This is a genomic window from Pseudoalteromonas sp. US3C1004, assembly GCF_048401065.1.
Classification (GTDB): Bacteria; Pseudomonadota; Gammaproteobacteria; order Enterobacterales; family Alteromonadaceae; genus Pseudoalteromonas; species Pseudoalteromonas undina.
The window spans coordinates 119,461-145,406 of the sequence record NZ_CP183073.1 but is presented as its reverse complement, the minus strand read 5'-3'; the positions used below and the strand labels follow the sequence as shown (position 1 = coordinate 145,406).

At 42.1% G+C, this 25,946-nt stretch carries 15 protein-coding genes and 1 pseudogene; 3 read left to right on the top strand and 13 right to left on the bottom strand.

All coding sequences use genetic code 11. The features are described from left to right. Positions 1–97 precede the first annotated feature (97 nt). On the bottom strand, positions 98–340 hold the full coding sequence (gene ilvM, locus ACNSN3_RS00650) for an acetolactate synthase 2 small subunit (protein ID WP_028834467.1): 243 nt from the start codon (positions 338–340) through the stop codon (positions 98–100). After that, a complete protein-coding gene (gene ilvG / locus ACNSN3_RS00645) occupies positions 337–1,986 on the bottom strand; it encodes an acetolactate synthase 2 catalytic subunit (RefSeq protein WP_055012284.1) in 1,650 nt (549 codons plus the stop codon). Before ilvG ends, ilvM begins: the two co-directional genes overlap by 4 nt. Before the next feature lie 527 nt (positions 1,987–2,513). Between ilvG and ACNSN3_RS00640 the strand changes: the two are divergent. From ACNSN3_RS00640 to ACNSN3_RS00630, 3 genes and pseudogenes are all read left to right on the top strand, one after another. Continuing rightward, a pseudogene (locus tag ACNSN3_RS00640) lies at positions 2,514–4,188 on the top strand (phosphoethanolamine transferase). Then, a complete protein-coding gene (locus ACNSN3_RS00635; RefSeq protein ID WP_010390346.1) occupies positions 4,185–4,556 on the top strand; it encodes a diacylglycerol kinase in 372 nt (123 codons plus the stop codon). The pseudogene ACNSN3_RS00640 and the gene ACNSN3_RS00635 overlap by 4 nt, the downstream one beginning before the upstream one ends. A 244-nt stretch (positions 4,557–4,800) precedes the next feature. Then, positions 4,801–5,679, top strand: a complete 879-nt coding sequence (locus ACNSN3_RS00630) for a TraB/GumN family protein (RefSeq protein ID WP_418608138.1) — start codon at positions 4,801–4,803, stop codon at positions 5,677–5,679. A gap of 6 nt (positions 5,680–5,685) precedes the next feature. On the opposite strand, the gene ACNSN3_RS00625 is transcribed toward ACNSN3_RS00630, so the two are convergent. The 11 genes from ACNSN3_RS00625 to rpoB form a co-directional block, all read right to left on the bottom strand. Then, positions 5,686–7,137: an ATP-binding cassette domain-containing protein gene (locus ACNSN3_RS00625; RefSeq protein ID WP_418608136.1), complete on the bottom strand. Its 1,452-nt coding sequence runs from the start codon at positions 7,135–7,137 to the stop codon at positions 5,686–5,688. Positions 7,138–7,204: 67 nt separating this feature from the next. Further along, positions 7,205–8,929, bottom strand: a complete 1,725-nt coding sequence (locus ACNSN3_RS00620) for a response regulator (RefSeq protein ID WP_418608134.1) — start codon at positions 8,927–8,929, stop codon at positions 7,205–7,207. A 116-nt stretch (positions 8,930–9,045) separates the two neighbouring features. Then, positions 9,046–11,376 carry a fatty acid cis/trans isomerase gene (locus ACNSN3_RS00615; RefSeq protein ID WP_055012289.1) on the bottom strand — a complete coding sequence of 777 codons (2,331 nt, stop codon included), beginning with the start codon at positions 11,374–11,376 and terminating at the stop codon, positions 9,046–9,048. Continuing rightward, on the bottom strand, positions 11,376–11,738 hold the full coding sequence (locus ACNSN3_RS00610; protein WP_010390337.1) for a hypothetical protein: 363 nt from the start codon (positions 11,736–11,738) through the stop codon (positions 11,376–11,378). The genes ACNSN3_RS00615 and ACNSN3_RS00610 overlap by 1 nt, the downstream gene beginning before the upstream one ends. 116 nt (positions 11,739–11,854) lie before the next feature. Next, entirely contained in the window at positions 11,855–12,655 is an 801-nt protein-coding gene (locus tag ACNSN3_RS00605; RefSeq protein WP_418608131.1) for a VOC family protein, read from the bottom strand. Between the two features lie 334 nt (positions 12,656–12,989). After that, the gene (gene tuf / locus ACNSN3_RS00600) at positions 12,990–14,174 is read right to left on the bottom strand and encodes an elongation factor Tu (RefSeq protein ID WP_109875886.1); all 1,185 of its coding nucleotides are present in this window, start codon (positions 14,172–14,174) and stop codon (positions 12,990–12,992) included. A 62-nt stretch (positions 14,175–14,236) separates the two neighbouring features. Continuing rightward, positions 14,237–16,351: an elongation factor G gene (gene fusA / locus ACNSN3_RS00595; protein WP_010392137.1), complete on the bottom strand. Its 2,115-nt coding sequence runs from the start codon at positions 16,349–16,351 to the stop codon at positions 14,237–14,239. Between the two features lie 27 nt (positions 16,352–16,378). After that, positions 16,379–16,849, bottom strand: a complete 471-nt coding sequence (rpsG, locus tag ACNSN3_RS00590; RefSeq protein ID WP_010392135.1) for a 30S ribosomal protein S7 — start codon at positions 16,847–16,849, stop codon at positions 16,379–16,381. Between the two features lie 97 nt (positions 16,850–16,946). Next, complete coding sequence (gene rpsL, locus ACNSN3_RS00585; RefSeq protein ID WP_002958885.1) at positions 16,947–17,321, bottom strand: 30S ribosomal protein S12; 375 nt, start codon at positions 17,319–17,321, stop codon at positions 16,947–16,949. A gap of 194 nt (positions 17,322–17,515) precedes the next feature. Continuing rightward, positions 17,516–21,688 carry a DNA-directed RNA polymerase subunit beta' gene (gene rpoC / locus ACNSN3_RS00580; RefSeq protein ID WP_054202751.1) on the bottom strand — a complete coding sequence of 1,391 codons (4,173 nt, stop codon included), beginning with the start codon at positions 21,686–21,688 and terminating at the stop codon, positions 17,516–17,518. Between the two features lie 104 nt (positions 21,689–21,792). Further along, entirely contained in the window at positions 21,793–25,818 is a 4,026-nt protein-coding gene (gene rpoB, locus ACNSN3_RS00575; protein ID WP_010392125.1) for a DNA-directed RNA polymerase subunit beta, read from the bottom strand. Positions 25,819–25,946 lie beyond the last annotated feature (128 nt).

Below are 25,946 nucleotides of genomic sequence, written 5' to 3'. Positions count from 1 at the left end.
ACCTCAGTGTTTGCCGCAATTAATGCGGGCATTCCTCATTCTAAAAATTGATGAATAACCAAATAATCAGTTACTCGTAAAATTCGTTAAATTTATTTTATACAGCCTGTTGCTGTAAGCTTTGTAGCGTCACATGTTTCACATCAACCAATTTATTTAACTGGCTGGTAAGCAAGTAAATTGGTTTATCACTATCAACCGTCATTGCCATATTATATTGACCATCGTCCATATTGAGCTGTAAGTGAGTTAAATCAAAACCACGATGACGCACCACACGTAAAAAGCGCTCGATTGCGACACTTTGGCTTTTTAAGGCAATAGTTAAACTGTGTTTCATTGTGCTTTCTCCGTCATCATTTCATCGTTAGCAGCCCCAGGTGGAACAAGTGGCCATACGTTTTCTTTATCATCGATACAAGCATGAACAATATAAGGTCCATCGCTATTTAATAAGGCAGTGATTGCATCATCCACTTGGTTGGCATGGGTAATTGTTTGCCCAGGAATGCCAAACACAGCAGCAAGTTGTACAAAGTCAGGGTTGTCTGATAGGTTAGTTTCGCTGTAACGCCCTTCAAAAAATAGTTCTTGCCATTGGCGCACCATTCCTAAGCGCTGGTTATCAAGTATCAGTATTTTTACTGGTAAATTATTACGGCGAATAGTGGCAAGCTCTTGAATGTTCATCATGATTGAACCATCGCCTGAAACGGTGATCACAAAGTCATCTTTACGCGCTATCTGTGCACCTATAGCCGCGGGTAAACCAAATCCCATAGTGCCTGCACCACCACTGCTCAAATGGTTGCAAGGGTGGCTAAACTTCATGTGCTGAGCTACCCACATTTGGTGCTGGCCTACATCACAACACACCACACTAGTGCTTGGCATACGCTGGCTAAGTTGATTAAGTAAGTAAGGAGCAAATACTTTTTCACCAGGGTAGTCGTAGCGCCACGCGTGTTTGACCTTCATTTGTTTACTATGATCGCACCACGCTTTTGGTGTAACCACGCACTCAAGTGCAGGGAGAGAAGTTTTTAAATCAGCAATTAATGACGCTTTTGCGGGTTTACGTTTTCCGATCTCGGCTGCATCTATGTCTAAATGAATTACGTTTGCTTTTGCAGCAAACTTAGCTAAATTGCCCGTTACACGGTCATCAAAGCGTGCGCCAATACACACTAAGACATCACATTCTTGCACCGCTAAATTAGCCGCTTGACCGCCATGCATACCTAGCATGCCTAAATCATATTCGTAATCAGGTAATACACTGCCCAATGCTTTAAGGGTTGAAACCGCTGGCATTTGCGTTTTATTTAAAAATTGCATTAACTGCGCTTGCGCATCAGCGGCATGGACCCCGCCACCAACATAGGCAACAGGCTGTTTGGCTTCACTGAGTAATTGATTAGCAATAGCGACTTGATTTAGATCTAGTTGAGGCAAATATTCATCTACCGCTAACCAAGGTTTAAAAGGCACTTGCGCCATTTGAATGTCTTTGGGGATATCAACCAAAACAGGGCCTGGTCGACCGCTTTGTGCTAAATGCATCGCCTCTTGTAATATTTCGGCTAAATCTTCTGCTCGCTCAACCATATAACTGTGTTTTGTACATGAAAGCGACATACCCAACACGTCTATTTCTTGAAAGGCGTCAGAACCAATAGCTGCGGTTGGTACTTGCCCGGTGATGGCAAGTAAAGGCACTGAGTCCATCATGGCATCAGCCAATGCGGTAATTAAGTTAGTAGCACCCGGGCCTGATGTTGCTAAACATACACCTAAGCGGCCAGTACTGCGTGCATAACCTACAGCTGCAAACCCTGCGCCTTGTTCATGGCGAGTGAGGTAATGTTTTACAGGCGCACCATACAAGGCATCGTAGATGGGCATAATAGCACCACCTGGGTAGCCAAATACTTCATCTACGCCGTGCTTGGCGAGTAAATCAATTGTTAGTTCTGCGCCTGTCATTAGTAAATCCTCATTCCTGTGTGACAACCCGTTAAAATTTAATCTTAAAACTAAAAAGCCCCCCGGACGGTTAAGTGCGGAGGGCTTTTCAATGCTTAGTTTTTTAAAGCACTACGAAGCCCTCGCGGGAATAATCACCACGATAATAATCAGGACTAGGTTAAGTGCATTGTTAAGCATAAAATTTAATACCATTTAATTTCTGTAATTACGAAACTCTTGTTTCGCTGTCTTTTTATATTAGTACCGCGCTCAGGGCGCTAAGTCAACATCAAATTCAATCCAAAATAATTATAAAAACACGCCGGCCTAGGTTTTAAAATTCAAACAACCTAAACAAAGTGAATTTTTTATCCCTTCATTTCAACTCAGGAAATTCACTATTCTTATAACGGTGAATTATGGTTTGATTAATTTTTAGCAAACCGCTGTATTTTATAGCTCACAAAATAAAATAAATTGACTTCTTAAGTGTTTCTTAAGTGTGACGACCTAGCATAACAACGTTCACTAAAAAGAGATGTGTTATGAATTCAATTTTCAAACTCAGTAAGCAATCGCAAGCAAACACCAAAAAGCGCTTTTACTTTAACTGCAGCGCTAATGCATTTGTTATTTTAATGGCATGCTATAACGGCTTAATCATTAATATTCCATTTATGCATGGTGCGTTTAGCGCTATTACTTCGCTGCACACATTTTCGTGGTTATTTCTATTTTCTGTACCGCTACTACTTGTATGTTTATTAGTTATATTCTTTTCTTTGGTGTCTGTTCGAGGGCTATTAAAACCCATCAACTACTTGCTACTCGTGCTTTCAAGTGCCGCACTTTACGGCTCATTAAACTATGGAGTGGTATTTGATTACTCAATGATACAAAACGCAGCAGAGACGGACTCTAGTGAAGCGTTAAGCTATTTAAACTTGCAACTTGTTGGCTTTTTACTGCTTTTTGGCGCATTACCTGCCTTTGTTTTGAGTCGTATAAACGTAAACTGTGCCCGCCCACACAAAGAAATACTCAGTCGTATTAAACTGTTACTAGCATGCGGTGCTTTGATTGCTTTAGTGGTAGTAAACTTTTACGCCGATTACGCGGCAACAGGTCGAAATAACCGTATATTGAAAAAAGAAATCATTCCATTTCAATACCTTTCTAGTGGCTATAAGTATGCACGTGACCAGTTGCTTTACAGCGATATTAAATTTAAAAATATTGATACCACACCAACTTTAGCATCGCCAAGTACAACACGAGTTACTGTCATAGTAGTAGGTGAAACCGCACGAGCTGAAAATTTTTCCTACCAAGGCTATGAGCGCAATACCAACCAATACACACAAAAACATAATGTCACTTATTTCGATAATGTATCGTCGTGTGGCACGGCCACAGCAGTGTCAGTACCGTGTATGTTTTCACTGCAAACTCATGCCAATTTTTCTCGTTTAGACAGTGATAATCAGCAAAACGTGATTGATTTGATACAACAAGCAGGCGCAGATGTCTTGTGGGTTGATAATAACAGTGGCTGTAAAAACGTCTGCTCGCGCGTACCTACCATTAATATTGATAGCAAAGCATCCGGACTATGTGATGGTAAATACTGTTTTGATGAAGCGTTGCTAGCCCCACTAAAGCACAAGCTTGCTAACTTGAGTCAGGCTAATACGCTTATAGTGCTGCATATGATGGGTTCACATGGCCCTACTTACTTTAAGCGCTACCCCTGAAAAATTTAAACAGTTTAGTCCAACCTGCGACCGCAGCGATATTCAGAACTGTAACGCTGAAGAACTGGTTAACACCTACGATAATACAATTGCTTATAGTGATTTTATCAACGCTCAAGCTATTGAACAGTTAAAGGCACTACCAGCCAATATTGATAAGCAATTACTGTATGTGTCGGACCATGGCGAGTCGCTCGGTGAAAATGGTGCGTACTTACATGGCTTTCCCTATGCATTTGCACCAACAACTCAAACCCATGTGCCTCTTTACATCTGGGCTGATGAGCATAATCAGCGCATTACAGCCAAGTGTCTCAACAATTTAAATAGCACTTTAGCGCAATCACACGATGCTATTTTTCATACCCTTTTAAACTTAACCGGTGTTGTGAGTAAAACCTACCAAACCTCTGAAGATTTACTCGCGTCATGTCAAACGATTAACCATAGCGAAGCTAAAATATGAATAATAAAACCGTTATAAAACGCCAAGGCCTAATGCGGCTAATTTTTACCTTAAGCCATACATTTAACGGCCTAAAATGGATGAGCCGATTTGAGGCTGCTTTTCAGCAAGAGTTGGTTTTATTTAGTTTGCTAGGCGTATTTGCCTGCTTGCAAGAAATTACTTTAAGTAGCAAGTTAATATTAATTGCCAGCTTATTGTTTGTGTTATTTGCTGAGTTGGTCAATACCGCAGTCGAAGTGGTGGTTGATCGCATCGGTAGCGAATATCATGAACTATCAGGCCTAGCTAAAGACATCGCTTCTGCCAGTGTCTTTATCGCCATGCTCATCACCGTTCTGCTTTGGTGGTCTGTTTTATGGGCTTAATTTGCCAAAGTAAAAAAAGCATTAGTGCTGCTGTAGGTCATGGTGGTGTTTTTTCTCAGTCTATGAAGCTTTTCACGAATCGCCTTGAGTTCATAACAAAGTGAACGCGCTTTGACTAATTTTGGCAACATGGCCTACAGCAATAATTGGTATCAATAGCGCTTTTAATCTGGCATTTTTACGTTACCTATATAGTAAACTAAGTTAGTATTTATAAAACAACTTAAACATGGCTAGGATTTTTATGAAAGTGTCATTGCGTATCAGTCATTTATTGATAACGTTCGTTTTTTTAGCATTTAGTGTCAATGGCTATGCAGCTCCTGCTCTATTCAAAATAGAAAAACAAGGCGCTAGTTCGTATTTATTTGGCACCGTACATGTAGGTGATGCCAGCATGAAAGGGCTACCACAAAAAGTGACTCACGCACTGGATAACAGCAAGCAAGTGGTTGTTGAAGTGGATATTAGTAAGCTATCACCTTTACAAATGCAGCAACGCTCTATGCCGTATATGCTGCTTAATAACGGGCGCACACTACAGAGTGAGCTGTCGACAAAAAATTATCAACTCCTGAAAGACTACTTTGCTAAAAAGTCGATTGATATTGCCATGTTCAACAGCTTTAAACCTTGGGCTGTGATGTTAACCATGATGCAAATTGAGTTTCAAAACGCAGGATATTCAGATAAAAATGGCATTGATAAGCAAATATTAGATTATGCCCAACAGCATAATATTAAAATTGCAGAGCTTGAAACCATAGAGCAGCAACTACAAATGTTTAATGGGTTAGAGTCATTAAGCAACGCTATGATGGCAGAAACCTTTGAACAACTCAGTGATATTAATACCTACTTTATTTCTCTAGTAAATGCATGGAAACAGGGCGATATGAAAACCCTAACCAGCTACTACCACACCAGTTTTGATAACAGCCAATACGGCCAACAAAGCGAACAAGTGATGCTAATTGAGCGTAATAATAATTGGGTCACTCAGCTCACCCCAAAACTTGAACAAGGCAATATTTTTATAGCTGTAGGTGCTCTGCATTTAGTTGAGCAACATGGCTTAATTAAACAACTGCGTGACCAAGGATTCACGGTGACTCAGTTATAAACAAGCTTATATAATCGACTCACTATGAGCCGTATGCTGTTCATAGTAAGTTGGTTTAAAATCTTCCATTTTTAGGGTGTGTTCAATCCCTTTAATGGTATCTGCTGCATGATGGTTTACATAAATAACGGTACTCGTTTTTGCCGCACACACCTTTTCTATTAGCAGTAAAACGCGTTGACGATTTGCCTCATCAAGCCCTAAACATGGCTCATCTAAAATAACTAAGGCGGGGTGTTTAACCATTGCGCGTACAATCAGTAATAGGCGCTGATCGCCATACGATAGTTGGGTAAAAGCGCAATTTGCTTTATCGCTTAGGCCAATTAATGCCAGCCACTGTTTCGCTAACCGCATTTGTAACTCATTGGCTTGTTGATATAAACCAATACTATCGAAAAACCCAGAGATAACAGTATTGAGCGCCGAAATACTCACTCTATACTGTAAATGCAAGGTATTAGAGATATAACCAATATGCTGTTTTATATCCCAAATACTCTCTCCTGTGCCACGCTTGAAACCAAACACCTCAATCTCATTGTTATAGCACTGAGGGTTATCACCGGTGATTAAATTTAATAAACAGGTTTTTCCTGAGCCATTCTTACCGGTAAGTTGCCAGTGTTGGTGTTGCTTAATTGTCCAGTTTAAGTTCTCAAAGATAGTCTGTTCACCATAACGTACATGCGCATCAGTAAGCTTAACTAGTGGCGCGTTTACATTTGAAATAAAAGCGGGTTCGGGTGAATCTGGAATAGTTATAGGTGTATGTTCTAAATGCAGTAACTTAAACAAATCGGCTCGTTTTGCTGCGCACGGTTTTGCTAAGCTATGTTGTAAAAGACCCTTGCTCACATAAGCAAAGTGATCAACAAACGCAGGAATTTCATCAACACGGTTTAGTACAAACACAAAGCAAGTGTGCGTACTCAGTTGCTTTAATAGGCGGTTTAACTGCCTAGTCGATTCAGTGTCTAAGCCATCAAATGGTTCATCAAGCACAACTAAATCACTATTAGCAGACAGTGCTTTAATCAATAATAATTTACGTGTTTCACCGGTCGATAAATCAGTAAAATTACGATTAAGTAAGGCATCAAAATTAAGAGCAGTAATTAGCTGTTGGCATAAATCGTTATTTATTTCAGGCGCAGAAAAGAGTATGTCGGTTACTTTTTGTGGTTTATCACTTTTGTGATTAGCGCTTAATAACTGCTTTTGTAAATCACTTGAAACTAACTGTAGATTATTAAAAGTACTATGGCGTTGCCCACTTTGTTGCTTGGCTTCACCAATAAGCGTAGCCCCAAGCGCAGATTTACCGGCGCCATTGCCGCCAAGCAATACCCAGTGCTCCCCCTGTTTTACTTGCCAAGTTAAATCCTTAATATAATAGCGATTACTGCCACCGGTGGATAAATAACCACTAAATTGATGAAGTAAAATTGAGCTCACACTAGCTACCAAAATAAGTCTTAAAAATTCAAATTAACGTACAAAAGAACAATTAGGCAAGTGAGATTTAATCAACCTCAGTTAGAAGAGCATCGTTTAGTGCCGCTATTATACTTTGCTGATCTATAGGTTTATGAATATGACTTATTGCTCCACAAGCTTTAGCGCGAGCTATATCACTATCAGAAGTGTTTGCGGTAACCACAATAATGGGTCGTGTTTTGTCTTTTTCATGCAGCAGCTTTGTGGCTTCAAAGCCATCCATAACCGGCATATTTAAATCCATAAATATAACATCATAGCTATTTTCAGCCGCCATTTCACAAGCGACTTTGCCATTTTCAGCCGATTCAACCTGTATGTTCAAAGAACTTAATAACTTTGTTAGTACCAACATGTTGAGCGGGTTATCTTCAACCACTAAACACTTAAGATCATCAGGCAAGCGCGTTGGCATAGTTTCGCTTGTGTCCATCTCTAATGGTAGGCTTAAAAATACAATGGCGCCTTGTGGATGATTATTCTCAAAACGAATGTCGCCATTAAGCGCATTAACAATATATTGCACGCGGGTAAGCCCTGTTCTGAGGCCTTGAAAATGGTTACTTTGTTGATTGTTATCTAATTCGAGCTGACCAACCGGGTGGCTAAAGCCACAACCACTGTCTTTTATGCTTAACTCTAACTGATGGTTATTGAGCGTAGCAATGACGGTGACCTCTCCTTGCTCAGTAAACTTTAATGCGTTATTAAGTAGTTCAGAAACAATTTGTTGTAGCCGTGCGTGATCTACAATCACCGCGCAGTCTAAGTTCGGTGCTAACTCGGTAATTAACTTTAACCCTTTCTCAGTACAGCCATATTCATACACAGCCAGTATTTTGTTTAAAGTTGTTAGTAGGTTGTCTGGGGTTGGCTTTAATGACCAACGGTTTAAACTAAGCGCCTGTAAATCTTGAAGTTCATCTAACATCGCTAGCAGCCTAACAGAACAATACTGAGCTTGACGCTGAATTTGTTGTTGCGAGCTGGGAATGCTTAATTCATTTATAGAACTAATTAATCCCTGTAACGGAGTTCTAAACTCATGGCTGGCGCGTGCAATAAAATGTTCTTTATTCTGACTGACTTGCTCGGCAAATTCTTTTTGTTGTTGATACTCAAGCAGGGTCTGCAAAACTTGCCTCTCCATTGGCATAAACACAAACCTTAACTCTATAAGCAATAACGCTAGAGTCAAAAACCAACACAACAGCTCAATATTGGCAACCCAATTAACCTTTGTCACCGCTTGCTGCTCAAATAAGCTCACCGCGGTGTCTAATTTTTTTAATAATGCTTCAATCTCGCCCACAGAAAACACCGCGGGATTCGCTTGTTCTTGTTGGGTCAGTAATTTTTTTGCTTGTTTTATAAAACTAGATACCTCGGTATCTAAGCTGCCTGGGGCGGCATAATATAAATCAACTAAAGCAGCATTTAAATAAATCGCCTCACCTTGCTCATTTTTAGTGAGTAAAAAAGTATGTCCTTGTTCGAATAGCCCAAGTGAGTAAGCTAACGATTTCAGATGCTGTTCGTTGTTAGCTGTTTGATTAATTAGCGCATTACTATGCCACGCTATTTTTTGTGACAGCATGCGTTGCTTACCTGCTATATTGATAATTTTCGCATCGTATTTTTGCACAGAAAAGACGTATTGCATGAGTAATGCGGATACGCTGATCAGCAAGGCAATAGCAATTAATGCCCACCGATAACGTTTGCGAATACTCTTTACAATATTAAACATAAACCAAGCTGCTTTTTATTTTCACTTTAGTCTAACTGTAGCAAGTTAATCAGTTAATTCACTAATTATTAGATATAAAAAAGCCCAACTAAAAAGCTGGGCTACTTACAATATCATTAACGATTTTCTAAGCGGTTATAATCAAACATACCAAATTCAACCCCTCGATACTGGCGGGCAACGTGATGTAATATATCGCTGTATTGCCAAAACTGAGGGTGCGTTCGACGAATCGCAAACTTAGACTTTAAAGCCCGATAATCCGCCTCTACTTGCATAAGCGGTAACTGCTCTGCAAATGCAGCAACTTGTTGCGGGTTATTTAAATACCAAATTGCTGATGGGTAATCACCAATAAAACCTGGCACAATTGTCACGGTATCTTCTTCATAAGCACGCTGGCCGTCTTCGTTTAATAAGCTCGAAATATTATAATGCGCGTTATGATGAATAATCGTATAAGCCTTGTGCTCATCTTGCTCTTTTACTAACACATACGATAGCTGCGGGAGTAAGTTAATTGCTTTAGCGGGCATGGTGTTAATTGCACTTAATGGTGCGGGTACTTTTTTATAGTCATAACGAGGACTTAATACCGGCTCAAGCGTTTGTTTAATTAATCCATATAACTCTGATTGTGGCTTATCAGTTTGGTAACTAATACCGCTGGGTTGACTAAACTCACGGTTATTTTCGAAAAAGGTCGATAGACTTGGCGGTGATTTACGATACCAGCTTTGCTTAATAGCTTCGCGTTGTGACTCTGGTAATAACGCAAGAAAGTTTTGCTCACCTTCCAAGCGTAAAAAATCCATATATAAACGTGTTATCAATTGATGGCCAATATTGCCATACACATCAAAGCCTGCCACTAGTAAGTAGTGAATACGCTCAAACAATGCATAATCAAGTACCCACATCGTTTTAGGTTGCTGGCCAACAAGCCCTTTTACAACTGTTGCACTATCAAAATGGCGAAAAATTGTCAGCGCCGCATTTTGGTTATGCCCTTCCCCTTTCCACAGTAAATCAGTAGTTAAGTGCTCGCCATTTTTGAACATTTTATTAGCTAGCTCTACCTTGGCTTTTAAATAGCGTTTTTCGCGAACTGAGTATTTTACCCAGTTAGAAATAGGTAACGCATTACTCTCCTCGGCTGCTGGTAACTCTAATGCGTCTTCATGTTGCATTAGCATTTTACCAACCTCTGGAGTCGCCACTTTTTCAGGATCGGCAAATGCCACCCAAAAATGGTCATTAATCACGTTCAGTGCTATTTGACCACGACAGACAGGCCCTTTAATGAAGCCCATAATAATTAACTCAGCTTCATCGAGCATAAATTGATACTTAGCATCAATAGGCAGTGCTTCAAAAGTTTTAAATGGGTTTGATGCAAGTGCTGGCTCATAGCTTGGTAAGCTAGATACAGTGTATTTTGGTGCGATGAACTGCTGATATAAGCGCGTTAACTTCTCATCCGTTAACTTAAGTGGCAAATGCGTTTTTGACAAAATAGTAGAACGGTCGTGAAGCAGTCGATAATAAACACGCTCAACATTTGGGTTATCATAAGGGCGACGAGCGCTAATTAACTTAATATCTTCCCCAGGAGGAGTGCTTGAACGCACCAACTTAAAAAAGTTTGGTGATTGCGCATCACTAAAATAGATGTGCGCTAAAAACCAATGTTCATAAATATAACGCGCTGATAACTGATACTTCAAACCATCTTGATTTAAAAATGCTTCCCAGTTTTTTACCTTTGCAAGCTCAGCAGCTGATGGCGGCTTGATATGCGCCATTTTCCCACCTTTTTTAATCCAATTTTGTAGATGCTGAAATTCAGCAGCCGACACCCCTGGTAAGCCATAAGGCATACCCGCATGCGGTTGCTCATCCGCTAATTGGTCAAATTCACCCATGGTCGCACAACTTTGGTTGCGACTAAGCGAAAAATCAAAGCGTTCATCTAATACTTCATCTTCTGGCAAAGGTGAACTTTGCTTTAATACCAGCGTGTTAAATAACACACTACCGGCTAAATTGGCTTCTTCATTTTGTGCTCGCTCGTTTAATACCGGGCTAAACTCTTTTTCACGCCATTGCTCAGTGGTGGTTGCATCAAATAATAATCGGCTCGGCGTTGAGGCTAACAACCGAGTACCGTCGTACACCAACTCTTTACTTAGCCCTCTATCTATTCCCTCAGGAGACGACAACTTCAACTGGCAAGGCGCATCATAACAACCATGGCAAACCACGCAGCGAGTATCTATTACAGGCTTTACATGCTGAAGAAATTCGGCGCCATCACCACTATTAGCGTCAACAATACGCGCTTGTGTTTTTTCGGGACCAAACAGTTCGTTATAATGAGCATTTCCTAGGTAGGCACAGCCACTTAAAATAATCAGTACAAATGTACTTATAATGATCTTTTTCATTACTCTGCCTCATCGCCCAAATCGAACGTGGGCATCATATCAACTTGAGGTGATACGAATGTCAGCTCATCAACTGTAGTCACTACAGCGCTTAATAGAGGACCTTGAGTAAGCGTTAGTTGAGCGTTATGTTCGCTTTGCACTACACTTGAAAAGCTTGAATTGATGATATTCAATTCATAGTCTGTAATGCTTATGCCAATACTACTGTCAGCACTGGGGTTTTGGCATAGCTGAGTCAGTAGCTCATCACTTAAAATAACTGAAATTTCCACGTCAGGCTGCGCTAAGTCACGGGTACTTAGTGTCTCATCTAGAATAAATAAAGGGAGGGTTAAATTGCTATCTTGTTCAAGTTCCATTGGACTCTCTTGCTGACTGGCGGTGTAATTACCGCCATTATAGCAAAAAAGCACATAATTACTGCGACTAAATAACCATACTAAAGCCTAAAATTAATCCTAAGCATTACCAATTACTAAGCTTTAATATCATCCATTGCCGATTCAATAATAGAAAAAACAGCCCCTTGAGGATCGCAAATAACACTAAAACGCCCTACATCAGGGATATCTGTAGCAGGTACGCACACTTTCCCTCCAAGGATCGCCGCTTTTTTTACATAGCTATCGCAGTTATCCACGGCAAAGTAAATCATCCAATGGGGAGGCACGTCTTCTGGCCACTCATTATTCATTTGTAGCATGCCCGCTACAGGCTTACCTGCAACTAAGAACAAGGTGTAATCCATACCTTCCATAGGCTTTATTTCACTTTGCCAACCTAGTAATTCGCAATAAAAGTGACGGCTCGCTTCGCTATCACGCGTTGCCATTTCGTGCCAATAAGGCGTGCCGAGCTCACAAGGACGCTGACATCCTATATGCTCTTTACCTTGCCATAACGCCACGGTGGCCCCGGTTGGGTCTTTAAGCATTAACATGCGCCCTGCATTCATAACATTGTGAGGCCCTGCTATAATTTGCGCGCCTAGCTTTTGCGCCTTAATTGCACATGTATCAACATCATCTACCGCAATATAGGTAAGCCAGTAGCTAGGTGCGGAATCGTCCATTTGCTCTTTAGGCATTTGGTACATGGCAGCAATATCGTCACCTTGCTTTTGAAGCATTGTGTAATATTCATCTTCGCCAATTGGCTGGTCGTCATTCCCCCATTCAAACAACGAGGTATAAAAAGCTTTTCCATCTTTCCAATTATGAGTACACAGTTCAGCCCAGCAAAATATACCTTGCGGATAATTATTTTTATTATTCATCGCCCATTTCCTGTTGTAAATTTAAGCTATTTTTAGCTTAGGCTAATAGTCTATAAGAGTCGATAGCTATTCAATGAATAGACATGCCTTTGCTAAGTTTTAGCGTATAGTCATATTCCCTCCTGTGAAAAAACAGCGCTCAAGTATTAAACTATAGATATTCAGAGGTTCTTAAAGCACTGGCTTCTACTCGAGGTTATTACTAACTCAGGCGACTTAGCTTACATTAGCACCGAGCAGCTAAAAGCTGATAGCTAATCACTTTTCTTCAAGCATTAAAAAACCCGAGACTAAGCTCGGGTTTTTTTAATGCTTAATGCATTACAACAGTTGATTACTCAACGATAGTTGCAACAACACCAGCACCAACAGTACGGCCACCTTCACGGATAGCGAAACGAAGACCTTCGTCCATCGCGATTGGCGCGATTAGAGTTACTGTCATCTTAACGTTATCACCAGGCATTACCATTTCTACGCCTTCTGGTAACTGTACGTCACCTGTTACGTCAGTTGTACGGAAGTAGAACTGTGGACGGTAACCTTTGAAGAATGGAGTATGACGACCACCTTCATCTTTAGAAAGTACGTATACTTCTGAAGTGAATGTTGTGTGTGGGTTGATTGAACCAGGCTTAGCTAGTACTTGACCACGTTCAACGTCTTCACGCTTAGTACCACGTAGAAGTGCACCAATGTTCTCACCAGCACGACCTTCGTCAAGAAGCTTACGGAACATTTCAACACCAGTACAAGTAGACTTAGTAGTCTCTTTGATACCAACGATTTCAACTTCGTCATTCACGTTGATGATACCAGCTTCAACACGGCCAGTTACAACAGTACCACGACCTTGGATTGAGAAAACGTCTTCGATAGGCATGATGAATGGCTTATCGATGTCACGCTCTGGCTCTGGAATGTAAGAATCTAGTGCTTCTGCAAGCTCTACAATTTTAGCTTCCCATTGCTCTTCGCCTTCAAGTGCTTTAAGTGCAGAACCTTGAATTAGTGGTAAGTCATCACCTGGGAAGTCGTATTCAGAAAGAAGTTCACGAACTTCCATTTCTACTAGCTCAAGTAGCTCTTCATCATCAACCATGTCACATTTGTTCATGAACACAACGATGTAAGGAACGCCAACTTGGCGAGAAAGTAGGATGTGCTCACGAGTTTGTGGCATAGGGCCATCAGTCGCAGCAACTACTAAGATAGCGCCGTCCATTTGAGCAGCACCAGTGATCATGTTTTTAACATAATCGGCGTGACCAGGACAATCTACGTGTGCGTAGTGACGAGTAGGCGTATCGTACTCAACGTGTGAAGTTGAGATTGTGATACCACGCTCGCGCTCTTCTGGAGCGTTATCGATTGATGCGAAATCTTTAGCAACACCGCCGTATACTTTTGCAAGTACGTTAGTGATTGCTGCAGTTAGTGTAGTTTTACCGTGGTCAACGTGGCCGATTGTACCAACGTTTACGTGCGGTTTTACGCGTTCAAACTTTTCTTTTGCCATCTTAAAAAATTCCTAATAAAGAAATTAAAGCCTGACTCAGTATTGAGCCAGACAAGCTAAAATCATATAACAGCGCGAGCTGAAATTATTGTATCTGCAACCTGCTTAGAGGCTTCAGCGTACTTCAAAAACTCCATAGAGTATGAGGCACGGCCCTGTGTTGCAGATCGTAAAGCAGTCGCATAACCGAACATTTCAGATAGTGGTACCACAGCATTAATTTGCTTAAGGCCACCAAGTGCATCTTCCATGCCTTCGATCATGCCGCGACGACGGTTTAGGTCGCCAACTACATCACCCATGTTTGCTTCAGGAGTGAGTACTTCAACCTTCATTACTGGTTCTAAAAGTGCAGGGTTTGCATCTAGCGCACCTTGTCTCATAGCCAGTGAACCTGCTATTTTAAATGCCATTTCATTCGAATCTACATCATGGAATGAACCATCATATAAAGTCGCTTTAACACCAAGTAATGGGTAGCCTGCCAGTACACCTTGAGCCATTTGCTCTTGGATACCTTTGTCTACCGCAGGGATGTATTCTTTCGGCACTGAGCCACCTACGGTTTCGTTTACGAACTCGTAAATTGGGGCTTCATCATCCGAAATATCCATCGGTTCAAGTTTAAGCCAGACGTGACCATATTGACCACGACCACCTGATTGACGTACAAACTTTCCTTCAACTTCAACAGTTGAACGAATAGCTTCTCGGTATGCAACCTGCGGCTTACCAACGTTACATTCAACACTGAATTCACGTTTCATACGGTCGACAATGATATCAAGGTGAAGTTCACCCATGCCAGAGATAATAGTCTGGCCTGATTCTTCGTCAGTTTGTACGCGGAAAGATGGATCTTCTGCAGCTAGTTTTCCTAGCGCGATACCCATTTTATCCTGGTCAGCGATTGTGCGAGGCTCAACCGCAACAGAGATAACTGGTTCTGGGAACTCCATACGCTCAAGCGTAATAATAGAGTTCGGATCACACAGTGTTTCACCTGTTGTTACGTCTTTGAGACCAATAGCCGCCGCGATGTCGCCTGCGTGGACTTCTTTGATCTCTTCACGTGAGTTTGAATGCATCTGAACGATACGACCAAGACGCTCACGCTTACTTTTTACTGGGTTATATACCGCGTCACCCTGTTTAACAGTACCAGAGTAAACACGGAAAAAGGTTAAAGTGCCAACAAACGGGTCTGTTGCAATCTTGAATGCAAGAGCAGCAAACGGCGCTTTATCATCAGCAGGACGCTCTTCCTCAGTACCATTTTCTAAGATACCTTGGATTTGTTTCACTTGTGTTGGTGATGGCATATATTCAACAACGCAATCAAGCACAGCTTGAACACCTTTGTTTTTAAATGCACTACCACACGTCATGGGAACAATTTCGTTCGCTAATGTGCGTTGACGCAAAGCATTTTTAATTTCTGCTTCGCTTAACTCTTCACCTTCTAAGTATTTATCCATTAGTTCTTCAGTAGCTTCAGCAGCGCTTTCAACTAAGTGAGAGCGCCATTCTTCGGCTAATTCCTGAAGTTCTGCCGGTATTGCCTCATAAGAGAAAGTCATACCCTGGTCTTTATCATTCCAGTTAATGGCTTTCATTTTAATAAGGTCAATAACACCTTTAAAGTCGTCTTCAGCGCCAATAGGCAGCTGGACTGGAACAGGCGTTGCTCCAAGACGAGATTTCACCTGGCTTACAACCGTTAAAAAGTCAGCGCCCGTGCGATCCATTTTATTTACGAAGATCATTCTCGGAACTTCGTATTTGTTCGCTTGACGCCAAACTGTCTCAGTTTGCGGCTGTACACCCGATGAAGCACAAAGAACAACTACCGCACCATCTAGTACACGTAAAGAACGCTCTACTTCGATAGTGAAATCTACGTGTCCTGGGGTATCAATAATATTGATGCGATGGTCGTCAAATTGAGCGTCCATCCCTTTCCAGAAACACGTTGTTGCAGCAGAAGTGATTGTGATACCACGCTCTTGTTCCTGCTCCATCCAATCCATAGTTGCAGCGCCATCATGCACTTCACCGATCTTATGAGAAAGACCGGTGTAGAACAGAACACGTTCTGTTGTGGTGGTTTTGCCTGCATCTACGTGAGCACAAATACCGATATTGCGGTAACGCTCAAGTGGAGTTGTACGTGCCATAAAATCCTCTTAAAGGTTAAGGACAGATTACCAACGGTAATGAGCGAATGCTTTATTCGCTTCAGCCATACGGTGAACGTCTTCACGTTTCTTAACCGCAGTGCCTTTGTTATCAGCAGCGTCAACGATTTCTTGAGCTAAACGTAAGCCCATAGATTTTTCGCCACGCTTACGTGCAGCGTCTACTAACCAACGCATACCTAATGCGTTGCGACGTACTGGACGTACTTCAACTGGTACTTGATAAGTTGAACCACCAACACGGCGAGATTTAACCTCTACCTGTGGACGGATGTTATCAAGTGCAGTTTCAAAGATTTCTAGGTGCGACTTGCCTGATTTCTCAGCAGCCACGTCTAGCGCACCATAAACGATTTTTTCAGCAGTAGATTTCTTGCCGTCTAACATTACGATGTTAACGAATTTTGCAAGAAGTTCCGATCCGAACTTAGGATCTGGAAGAATTTTACGTTGACCTATTACGCGTCTTCTAGGCATTTTGTATCTCCGGTTTATTCAGGTTTGTCCTTTTGGAACAATAACCCAAAACAATAATTAATAATATTTAGTGCTTGGCCTTACTAACGGAATACAATTAGCCTTTAGGGCGTTTTGCACCGTATTTAGAACGAGCTTGACGACGGTCGCTTACGCCTGCACAGTCAAGTGCACCACGTACAGTGTGGAAACGCACACCTGGTAAATCTTTAACACGACCACCACGGATTAGGATTACACTGTGCTCTTGAAGGTTATGACCTTCACCACCGATGTATGAAGTTACTTCGAAACCGTTAGTTAAACGTACACGAGCTACTTTACGTAACGCCGAGTTTGGTTTCTTAGGTGTAGTTGTATATACGCGAGTACATACACCACGCTTTTGCGGACACGCTTTAAGCGCAGCTGAGTTACTTTTAGTAACCTTGCTACGACGTGGCTTACGCACTAGCTGGTTAATAGTTGCCATTTAAATAGCTCCTGAAATTAAAATTACTACTGAAAAAAATAAAAAATCCGCCCTTGTTTTACGAGCATGTATTAAACGTGCAAGTAAATGGGTGGCGGAATTTTAATGAGCAAAGATTGACCTGTCAACCTAAACCGCTCGCAAGGCAGTAGATAACTACCTTGCTAAACTCTAATCCATTGATTAGATTCGGTTTATTGATTTCCAGATAAATCCGCGTTTAAGGCATCAGTTAGTGCTTGAGTCGCCTCTTCTGCACTTACCGTTTGCTCTTCAACAACGTCTTTTTGCTTACGACGAGCCATACGATCTTGATGATACGCAAAACCGGTACCGGCTGGGATCAATCGACCCACAATTACGTTTTCTTTCAGACCGCGTAACTCATCGCTCTTACCATTTACAGCGGCTTCTGTTAGGACACGAGTTGTCTCCTGGAACGAGGCTGCTGAGATGAAAGATTCTGTCGCTAGTGATGCTTTAGTGATACCCATTAACTGGATTTCAAACTTAGCTGGGATCTTACCTTGAGCTTCAAGGTCGCGGTTTGCGATATTAACGCGTGCCACTTCAATTTGCTCACCGGCTAAGAACTCAGTATCACCACCGTCTAGAATGATACATTTACGTAGCATTTGACGAATAATAGTTTCAATGTGCTTATCATTGATCTTAACGCCCTGCAAACGGTAAACCTCTTGCACTTCGTTAACAATGTAGTTAGCAACATGAGTCACACCACGTAGGCGTAAGATGTCATGCGGTGATTCTGGACCATCGGCGATAACTTCACCTTTAGACACTTGCTCACCTTCAAACACGTTAAGTTGACGCCACTTAGGGATCATTTCTTCGTAATGATCGCCTTCAGCTGGAGTAATAACTAAACGTTTCTTACCTTTAGTCTCTTTACCGAAGCTAATCGTACCGGTGATTTCAGCTAAGATAGCTGGATCTTTCGGCTTACGCGCTTCAAATAAGTCGGCTACGCGTGGTAGACCACCCGTGATATCACGAGTTTTCGAACCTTCTTGCGGAATACGTGCTAGTACGTCACCTGGGTTTGCAGTCGCGCCGTCTGTTACTTCAATCGTAGTGAATGAAGGAAGACGTGTTTCTTGCAAGCCACGCTCATCACTTTCAATGATAAGTTTCGGCTCTTTCGCATTCGCTTTAGCAAGATCTTTAACAACTACACGAGTTAAACCCGTTAGTTCGTCAGTCTGTGCTTCAGTATTTGAATCATCGATATCGCTGAACGATACTTTTGATTTATGCTCAAGAACGATTGGGTGACTATGCGGGTCCCAAGTAGCAACAATGTCGTTACCTTGAACTTCTGCATTGTCTTGCACTGTTAATACCGCACCGTAAGGTACTTTATAACGTTCTTTCTCACGACCATAGCTATCAATGATAGTGATTTCTGTAGAACGAGAGGTAATAACAATCTTACCGTCTGTATTTAATACATACTTAGCGTTGTGAAGTTTTAATGTACCGTTAGTTTTAACTTGTACATTATTTTCAGCAGACGCTCTTGATGCCGCACCACCGATGTGGAATGTACGCATCGTAAGCTGTGTACCCGGCTCACCGATTGATTGTGCCGCGATAACACCTACTGATTCACCCGCATTGATGATATGACCACGTGCTAGGTCACGACCATAACACTTAGCACAAACACCAAAGTCGTTATCACAAGTGATAACTGAACGTACACGAACTTCATCAACTGAGTGCTCTTCTAAAAGGTCACACAGTTTTTCGTCAAGCATGATGTTACGTTCTACAAGTACTGTATTAGTACCAGGGATAACAACAGGCTCAGCAACAACACGACCTAGTACACGTTCGCGAAGTGCTTCTACAACGTCACCACCTTCAATAAGCGGTTTCATTGTTAAGCCATCTTCTGTGCCACAATCGTCTTCATTGATTACCAAATCTTGTGCAACGTCTACTAGACGACGCGTTAGGTAACCCGAGTTCGCTGTTTTCAGTGCTGTATCGGCAAGACCTTTACGCGCACCGTGCGTTGAGATGAAGTACTGAAGTACGTTTAGACCTTCACGGAAGTTAGCCGTGATTGGCGTCTCGATGATTGAACCATCTGGACGTGCCATTAGACCACGCATACCTGCTAGCTGACGGATCTGAGCGGCACTACCACGAGCACCTGAGTCGGCCATCATAAACACTGAGTTAAATGACGGTTGCTCTTCTTCTTCACCTTGCGCATTCACTACGGTGTCTTTTGACAAGTTAGCCATCATTTCACGTGATAAGTTTTCATTTACACGTGACCAGATATCGATAACTTTGTTGTACTTTTCACCAGCCGTAACAAGACCTGATTGGAATTGTTGGTTGATTTCAGTTACTTCAGCTTCTGCTGCTTCAATGATTGATGCTTTCACTGGTGGGATAACTAAGTCATCGATACCAATTGAAACACCTGACTTCATTGCGTAGTGGAAACCGGTGTACATAACTTGGTCAGCAAACACAACTGTGTCTTTTAAACCAAGACGACGGTAACACTCATTTAATAAGCTAGAAATTTGCTTTTTACCTAGAGCTTGGTTGATTGACTCAAACGGCATACCTTTAGGTAAAATAAGAGACAGAATTGCACGACCCACTGTAGTATCAATGATAGTAATTGTATCTTCTACAACACCATCTTCATTAGCTACTGATTGGCTAATACGTACTTTCACTTTTGCGTGAAGGTCGGCATTACCACTACGGTATGCTTTTTCTGCTTCTTTAGGATCTTTAAATACGGTGCCTTCGCCTTTGGCGTTAATGCGGTCACGCGTCATGTAATAAAGACCTAATACAACGTCCTGTGAAGGAACGATGATTGGCTCACCATTAGCAGGCGATAAGATGTTGTTTGTAGACATCATTAACGCACGAGCTTCTAGCTGCGCTTCAATTGTTAGCGGTACGTGTACCGCCATTTGGTCACCATCGAAGTCGGCGTTGTAAGCCGCACATACTAATGGATGCAAATGAATCGCTTTACCTTCGATAAGCACAGGTTCAAACGCTTGGATACCCAAACGGTGAAGTGTTGGTGCACGGTTAAGTAATACTGGATGTTCACGAATTACTTCGTCTAGAACATCCCATACTTCCGCTACTTCACGCTCAACCATCTTTTTAGCTGCTTTGATTGTCGTAGCCATGCCACGACGTTCTAATTTGCCATAGATGAATGGTTTGAAAAGCTCTAATGCCATCTTCTTAGGAAGACCACACTGATGAAGCTTAAGTGTAGGACCAACCGTGATTACAGAACGGCCAGAGTAATCTACACGCTTACCAAGTAAGTTCTGACGGAAACGACCTTGCTTACCTTTGATCATATCAGCAAGCGATTTAAGTGGACGTTTGTTAGAACCTGTAATTGCACGACCACGACGACCGTTATCAAGTAGCGCATCAACCGCTTCTTGTAACATACGTTTTTCGTTGCGTACGATAATATCTGGTGCAGCTAAATCTAGTAGACGCTTAAGACGGTTATTACGGTTAATAACACGACGGTAAAGGTCATTTAGATCAGATGTCGCAAAGCGGCCACCGTCTAGCGGTACTAATGGACGTAAGTCAGGTGGCAATACTGGAAGTACTGTCATGATCATCCACTCAGGGTTATTACCTGATTGGTGGAACGATTCCATTAACTTAAGACGTTTAGTGATCTTTTTACGCTTAGTTTCAGAGTTAATTGTTGGTAACTCTTCACGCATCTCTGCAATTAATTGAGCAAGATCGAGTTCACGAAGCAAGTCTAATACTGCTTCAGCACCCATCTTCGCTTCAAACTCATCGCCGTGCTCTTCAAGGGCATCTAGGTATTCTTCTTCACCTAATAGCTGACCACGCTCAAGCGTTGTCATACCAGGCTCAGTTACTACGAATGATTCGAAGTAAAGAACACGTTCAATATCACGAAGCGTCATATCAAGCATTAAGCCGATACGTGACGGTAATGATTTTAAAAACCATATATGCGCAACTGGACTTGCCAGTTCTATATGACCCATACGGTCACGACGCACTTTAGTGAGTGTTACTTCAACGCCACACTTTTCACAGATCACACCACGGTGTTTAAGGCGTTTATATTTACCACATAAACACTCATAATCTTTCACTGGGCCGAAAATACGGGCACAGAATAAGCCATCGCGCTCAGGCTTGAAAGTACGGTAGTTAATAGTCTCAGGTTTCTTTACTTCACCGTATGACCATGAACGAACCATGTCTGGTGAAGCAAGACCAATGCGAATTGCATCGAATTCTTCGGTCTTATTTTGTTGCTTCAGAAACTTAAGTAAGTCTTTCACCTTAGCTCTCCTGTCGGAGTTAATCTTGAGGACGGATGTTCTCGTCCCTACATTCTATTCAGCCATAACAGATGCTGCAGCGTTCACTGCAGCATCTAATTGGCTTAATTTTCTTCCAACTCGATGTTGATACCCAGTGAGCGGATTTCTTTCAACAATACGTTGAACGATTCTGGCATACCTGGTTCCATTTTATGGTTACCATCAACGATGTTTTTATACATCTTAGTACGACCGTTCACGTCATCCGATTTCACTGTTAGCATTTCTTGTAGAGTGTAAGCAGCACCGTAAGCTTCAAGTGCCCATACTTCCATCTCACCAAAACGCTGGCCACCGAACTGTGCTTTACCACCCAGCGGCTGCTGAGTAACAAGGCTGTAAGAACCAGTAGAACGCGCGTGCATCTTATCATCAACCAAGTGGTTAAGTTTAAGCATGTACATGTAACCTACAGTTACTTGACGTTCAAACTGATCGCCAGTACGGCCATCATAAAGTGTAACCTGACCACTTCTAGGGTAGCCGCCTAGCTCTAGCATGTCTTTGATTTCGTCTTCTTTCGCGCCATCAAATGCAGGAGTAGCAATCGGTAAACCACCTTTCAAGTTTTCAGCTAAACGACGAATTTCGTCATCAGAGAAACTAGCGATATCCACAACCTGACGAGATTCACCGATCTCATAAGCTTGTTTGATGAATTCACGTAGCTCATGAAGCTCGCGTTGCTCTTTCATCATTTCTTCTAAGCGCTCACCAATACCGCGTGCAGCTAGACCCATATGTGTTTCAAGGATCTGACCGATGTTCATTCGCGATGGTACACCTAGTGGATTTAGTACGATATCTACCGTACGACCTTTGTCATCGTATGGCATATCTTCTACTGGTACGATAGTCGAGATAACACCTTTGTTACCGTGACGACCCGCCATTTTATCACCCGGTTGGATACGACGTTTAACAGCTAAGTATACTTTAACAATTTTAAGTACACCTGGTGCTAAGTCATCACCTTGGGTAATTTTACGACGTTTGTTTTCAAACTTCTTATCGTATTCAGCTTTAAGCTCATCGTACTGTGCAGCTAGTTGCTCAAGTTCAGCTTGCTTGTCTTCTTCAGCAAGGCTTTGAGTTAGTAACTTTTCAGCATTCAGTGACGCTAAGTTGTCTTCATCGAAGCCAGCTGCCACAAGTAACTTGCGAGCACGCTCTAAAACACCAGCTTCTAGAATACGGAACTCTTCGTTGAAGTCTTTCTTCGCTTCGCGAAGCTGCATGTCTTCAACTTCTAACGCACGCTTATCTTTTTCAACACCATCACGGGTGAAAACTTGTACGTCGATTACAGTACCAGTTACAGAGTTAGGTACACGTAAAGAGCTGTCTTTAACGTCAGACGCTTTTTCACCGAAGATAGCACGTAGTAGCTTCTCTTCTGGTGTTAATTGCGTTTCGCCTTTCGGAGTCACTTTACCTACTAGGATATCGCCGCCTTTAACTTCAGCACCAATATATACAACGCCTGATTCATCAAGCTTGCCTAGTGCAGATTCACCCACGTTCGGGATATCTGCTGTGATCTCTTCTGAGCCTAATTTAGTATCACGGGCGATACACTGTAGTTCTTGAATGTGGATAGTCGTTAGACGATCTTCTTCAACTACGCGCTCTGATAATAAGATTGAATCCTCGAAGTTGTAACCGTTCCATGGCATGAATGCCACGCGAAGGTTTTGACCAAGGGCTAAGTCACCTAAGTCAGTCGAAGGACCATCTGCTAACACATCGCCACGAGTAACCGGCTCACCAACCATACAAGTCGGCTTTTGGTTAATACATGTATTTTGGTTAGAACGTGTGTACTTGGTTAAGTTGTAGATGTCGATGCCCGCTTCACCAGGGATGCGCTCTTCTTCATGTACATTAACAACGATGCGACTTGCGTCGGCATACATTACTTCACCACCACGTTTAGCAACAATCGTTACACCAGAATCTTTTGCTAGTGTTAACTCAATACCTGTACCTACTAACGGTTTGTCCGCTTTCAATGTTGGTACTGCTTGACGTTGCATGTTTGAACCCATCAATGCACGGTTAGCATCATCGTGTTCTAGGAACGGGATAAGTGCTGCCGCTACAGAGATCACCTGTTGTGGTGATACATCCATATATTGCTGGTCCATGCGACCCATAAAGGTTGATTCACCTTTGTGACGACATGGAATAAGTTCATCTACAAACTCATTGGTTTCAGTTAAGTTTGAGTTCGCCTGTGCGATAACAAACTGACCTTCTTCAATGGCTGATAGGTAATCAACTTCATCAGTTACTACACCGTCTACCACTTTGCGGTAAGGTGTTTCTAAGAAACCGTAGTCATTGGTACGTGCATACGTAGACAATGAGTTAATTAGACCGATGTTTGGACCCTCAGGAGTCTCGATTGGACATACGCGACCGTAGTGAGTTACGTGAACGTCACGTACTTCAAAGCCAGCGCGTTCACGAGTTAGACCGCCCGGACCTAATGCAGAAATACGACGCTTATGCGTTACTTCTGATAGCGGGTTATTTTGGTCCATAAACTGTGATAACTGAGACGAGCCGAAGAACTCTTTAACCGCTGCCGAAATAGGCTTAGCGTTAATAAGATCTTGTGGCATTACCGCATCAAGGTCACCTAAGCTTAAACGCTCACGTACAGCACGTTCTACACGTACTAAACCTACACGGAATTGATTCTCAGCCATTTCGCCAACACTACGTATACGACGGTTGCCTAAGTGGTCTATATCATCAACATCGCCAACACCGTTACGAATAGCAATCAATACTTTCATAACCGCTACGATGTCTTCTTTGCTTAATGTGCCAGGGCCTGTGTCTGAATCGTAACCAACACGGCTATTGAACTTCATACGACCTACTGTTGATAAGTCATAGCGTTCTTCTGAGAAGAATAAGTTCTCAAATAAGGCTTCAGCCGCGTCTTTCGTCGGTGGCTCGCCTGGGCGCATCATGCGATAAATTTCTACTAGTGCTTCTAAACGGTTGCTTGACGAGTCAATATTCAACGTATTTGACATGTAAGCGCCGCTGTCCACTTCATTGATGTATAGTGTATCAATGGTCGTGTGACCGGCTTTAACCAATTCAGCCATCATTTCAAGCGTTAGCTCGTCATTTGCAGTAGCAATGATTTCACCTGTTGACTCATCAACATAGTTCTTCGCTAATACACGGCCAATGATGTACTCATGTGGTACTTCTAATTGCTTAATGCCTTTTTTCTCGATGCTCTTGATGTGGCGAGCCGTAACACGACGACCGCTTTCAACAAGGACTTCACCGTCTTCGCTCTTGATATCAAAAGCGGCAGTTTCACCACGTAAACGTGAAGGCACAAGTTCCATAAGAACTTTACCGTCAGCGATTTCAAACGCAGTAGTATCGAAGAAGATATCTAGGATTTCTTCACTCGTGTACTCAAGTGCACGTAAGATGATAGACGCCGGTAATTTACGACGACGGTCAATACGTACATATAAGTTATCTTTTGCATCAAATTCGAAGTCTAACCATGAACCACGGTAAGGAATTACACGTGCGTTATAAAGCACTTTACCTGACGAGTGAGTTTTACCGCGGTCGTTATCAAAGAATACACCAGGGCTACGGTGTAGCTGAGAAACGATAACACGCTCTGTACCATTGATTACAAAAGTACCGGTATCGGTCATGAGCGGAATTTCGCCCATGTAAACTTCTTGCTCTTTAATGTCTTTAACTGTGCCTGGAGCTTCTTTGTCCATTACTACAAGACGCAGTTTCACGCGAAGTGGAGCAGAATAAGTCACACCGCGAATTTGACATTCTTTTACATCGAATACTGGCTCACCAATACGATAACTTACGTATTGAAGCTCAGAATTTCCCGAGTAGCTTTTAATTGGGAACACAGAACGGAAGGCAGCTTCCAAACCATGATCGCCATCAGCGTCCGGGACTAAGAATTTTTTAAACGATTCTAACTGCGTCGACAGTAAGAAAGGTATATCCAAAACTTGTGGACGTTTACCAAAATCCTTACGGATACGTTTCTTTTCAGAATAAGAGTAAGCCATGGGGTTCCTCAGCTTGCTGATCTTTGACCCGACCTGTTCTTGTAAGAACAGACTTAACTGGCATCTATGCCAAGATGTACAACATTAACTGTTGTTCCAACTTAATCCCACCTCAACACTAGCAAACT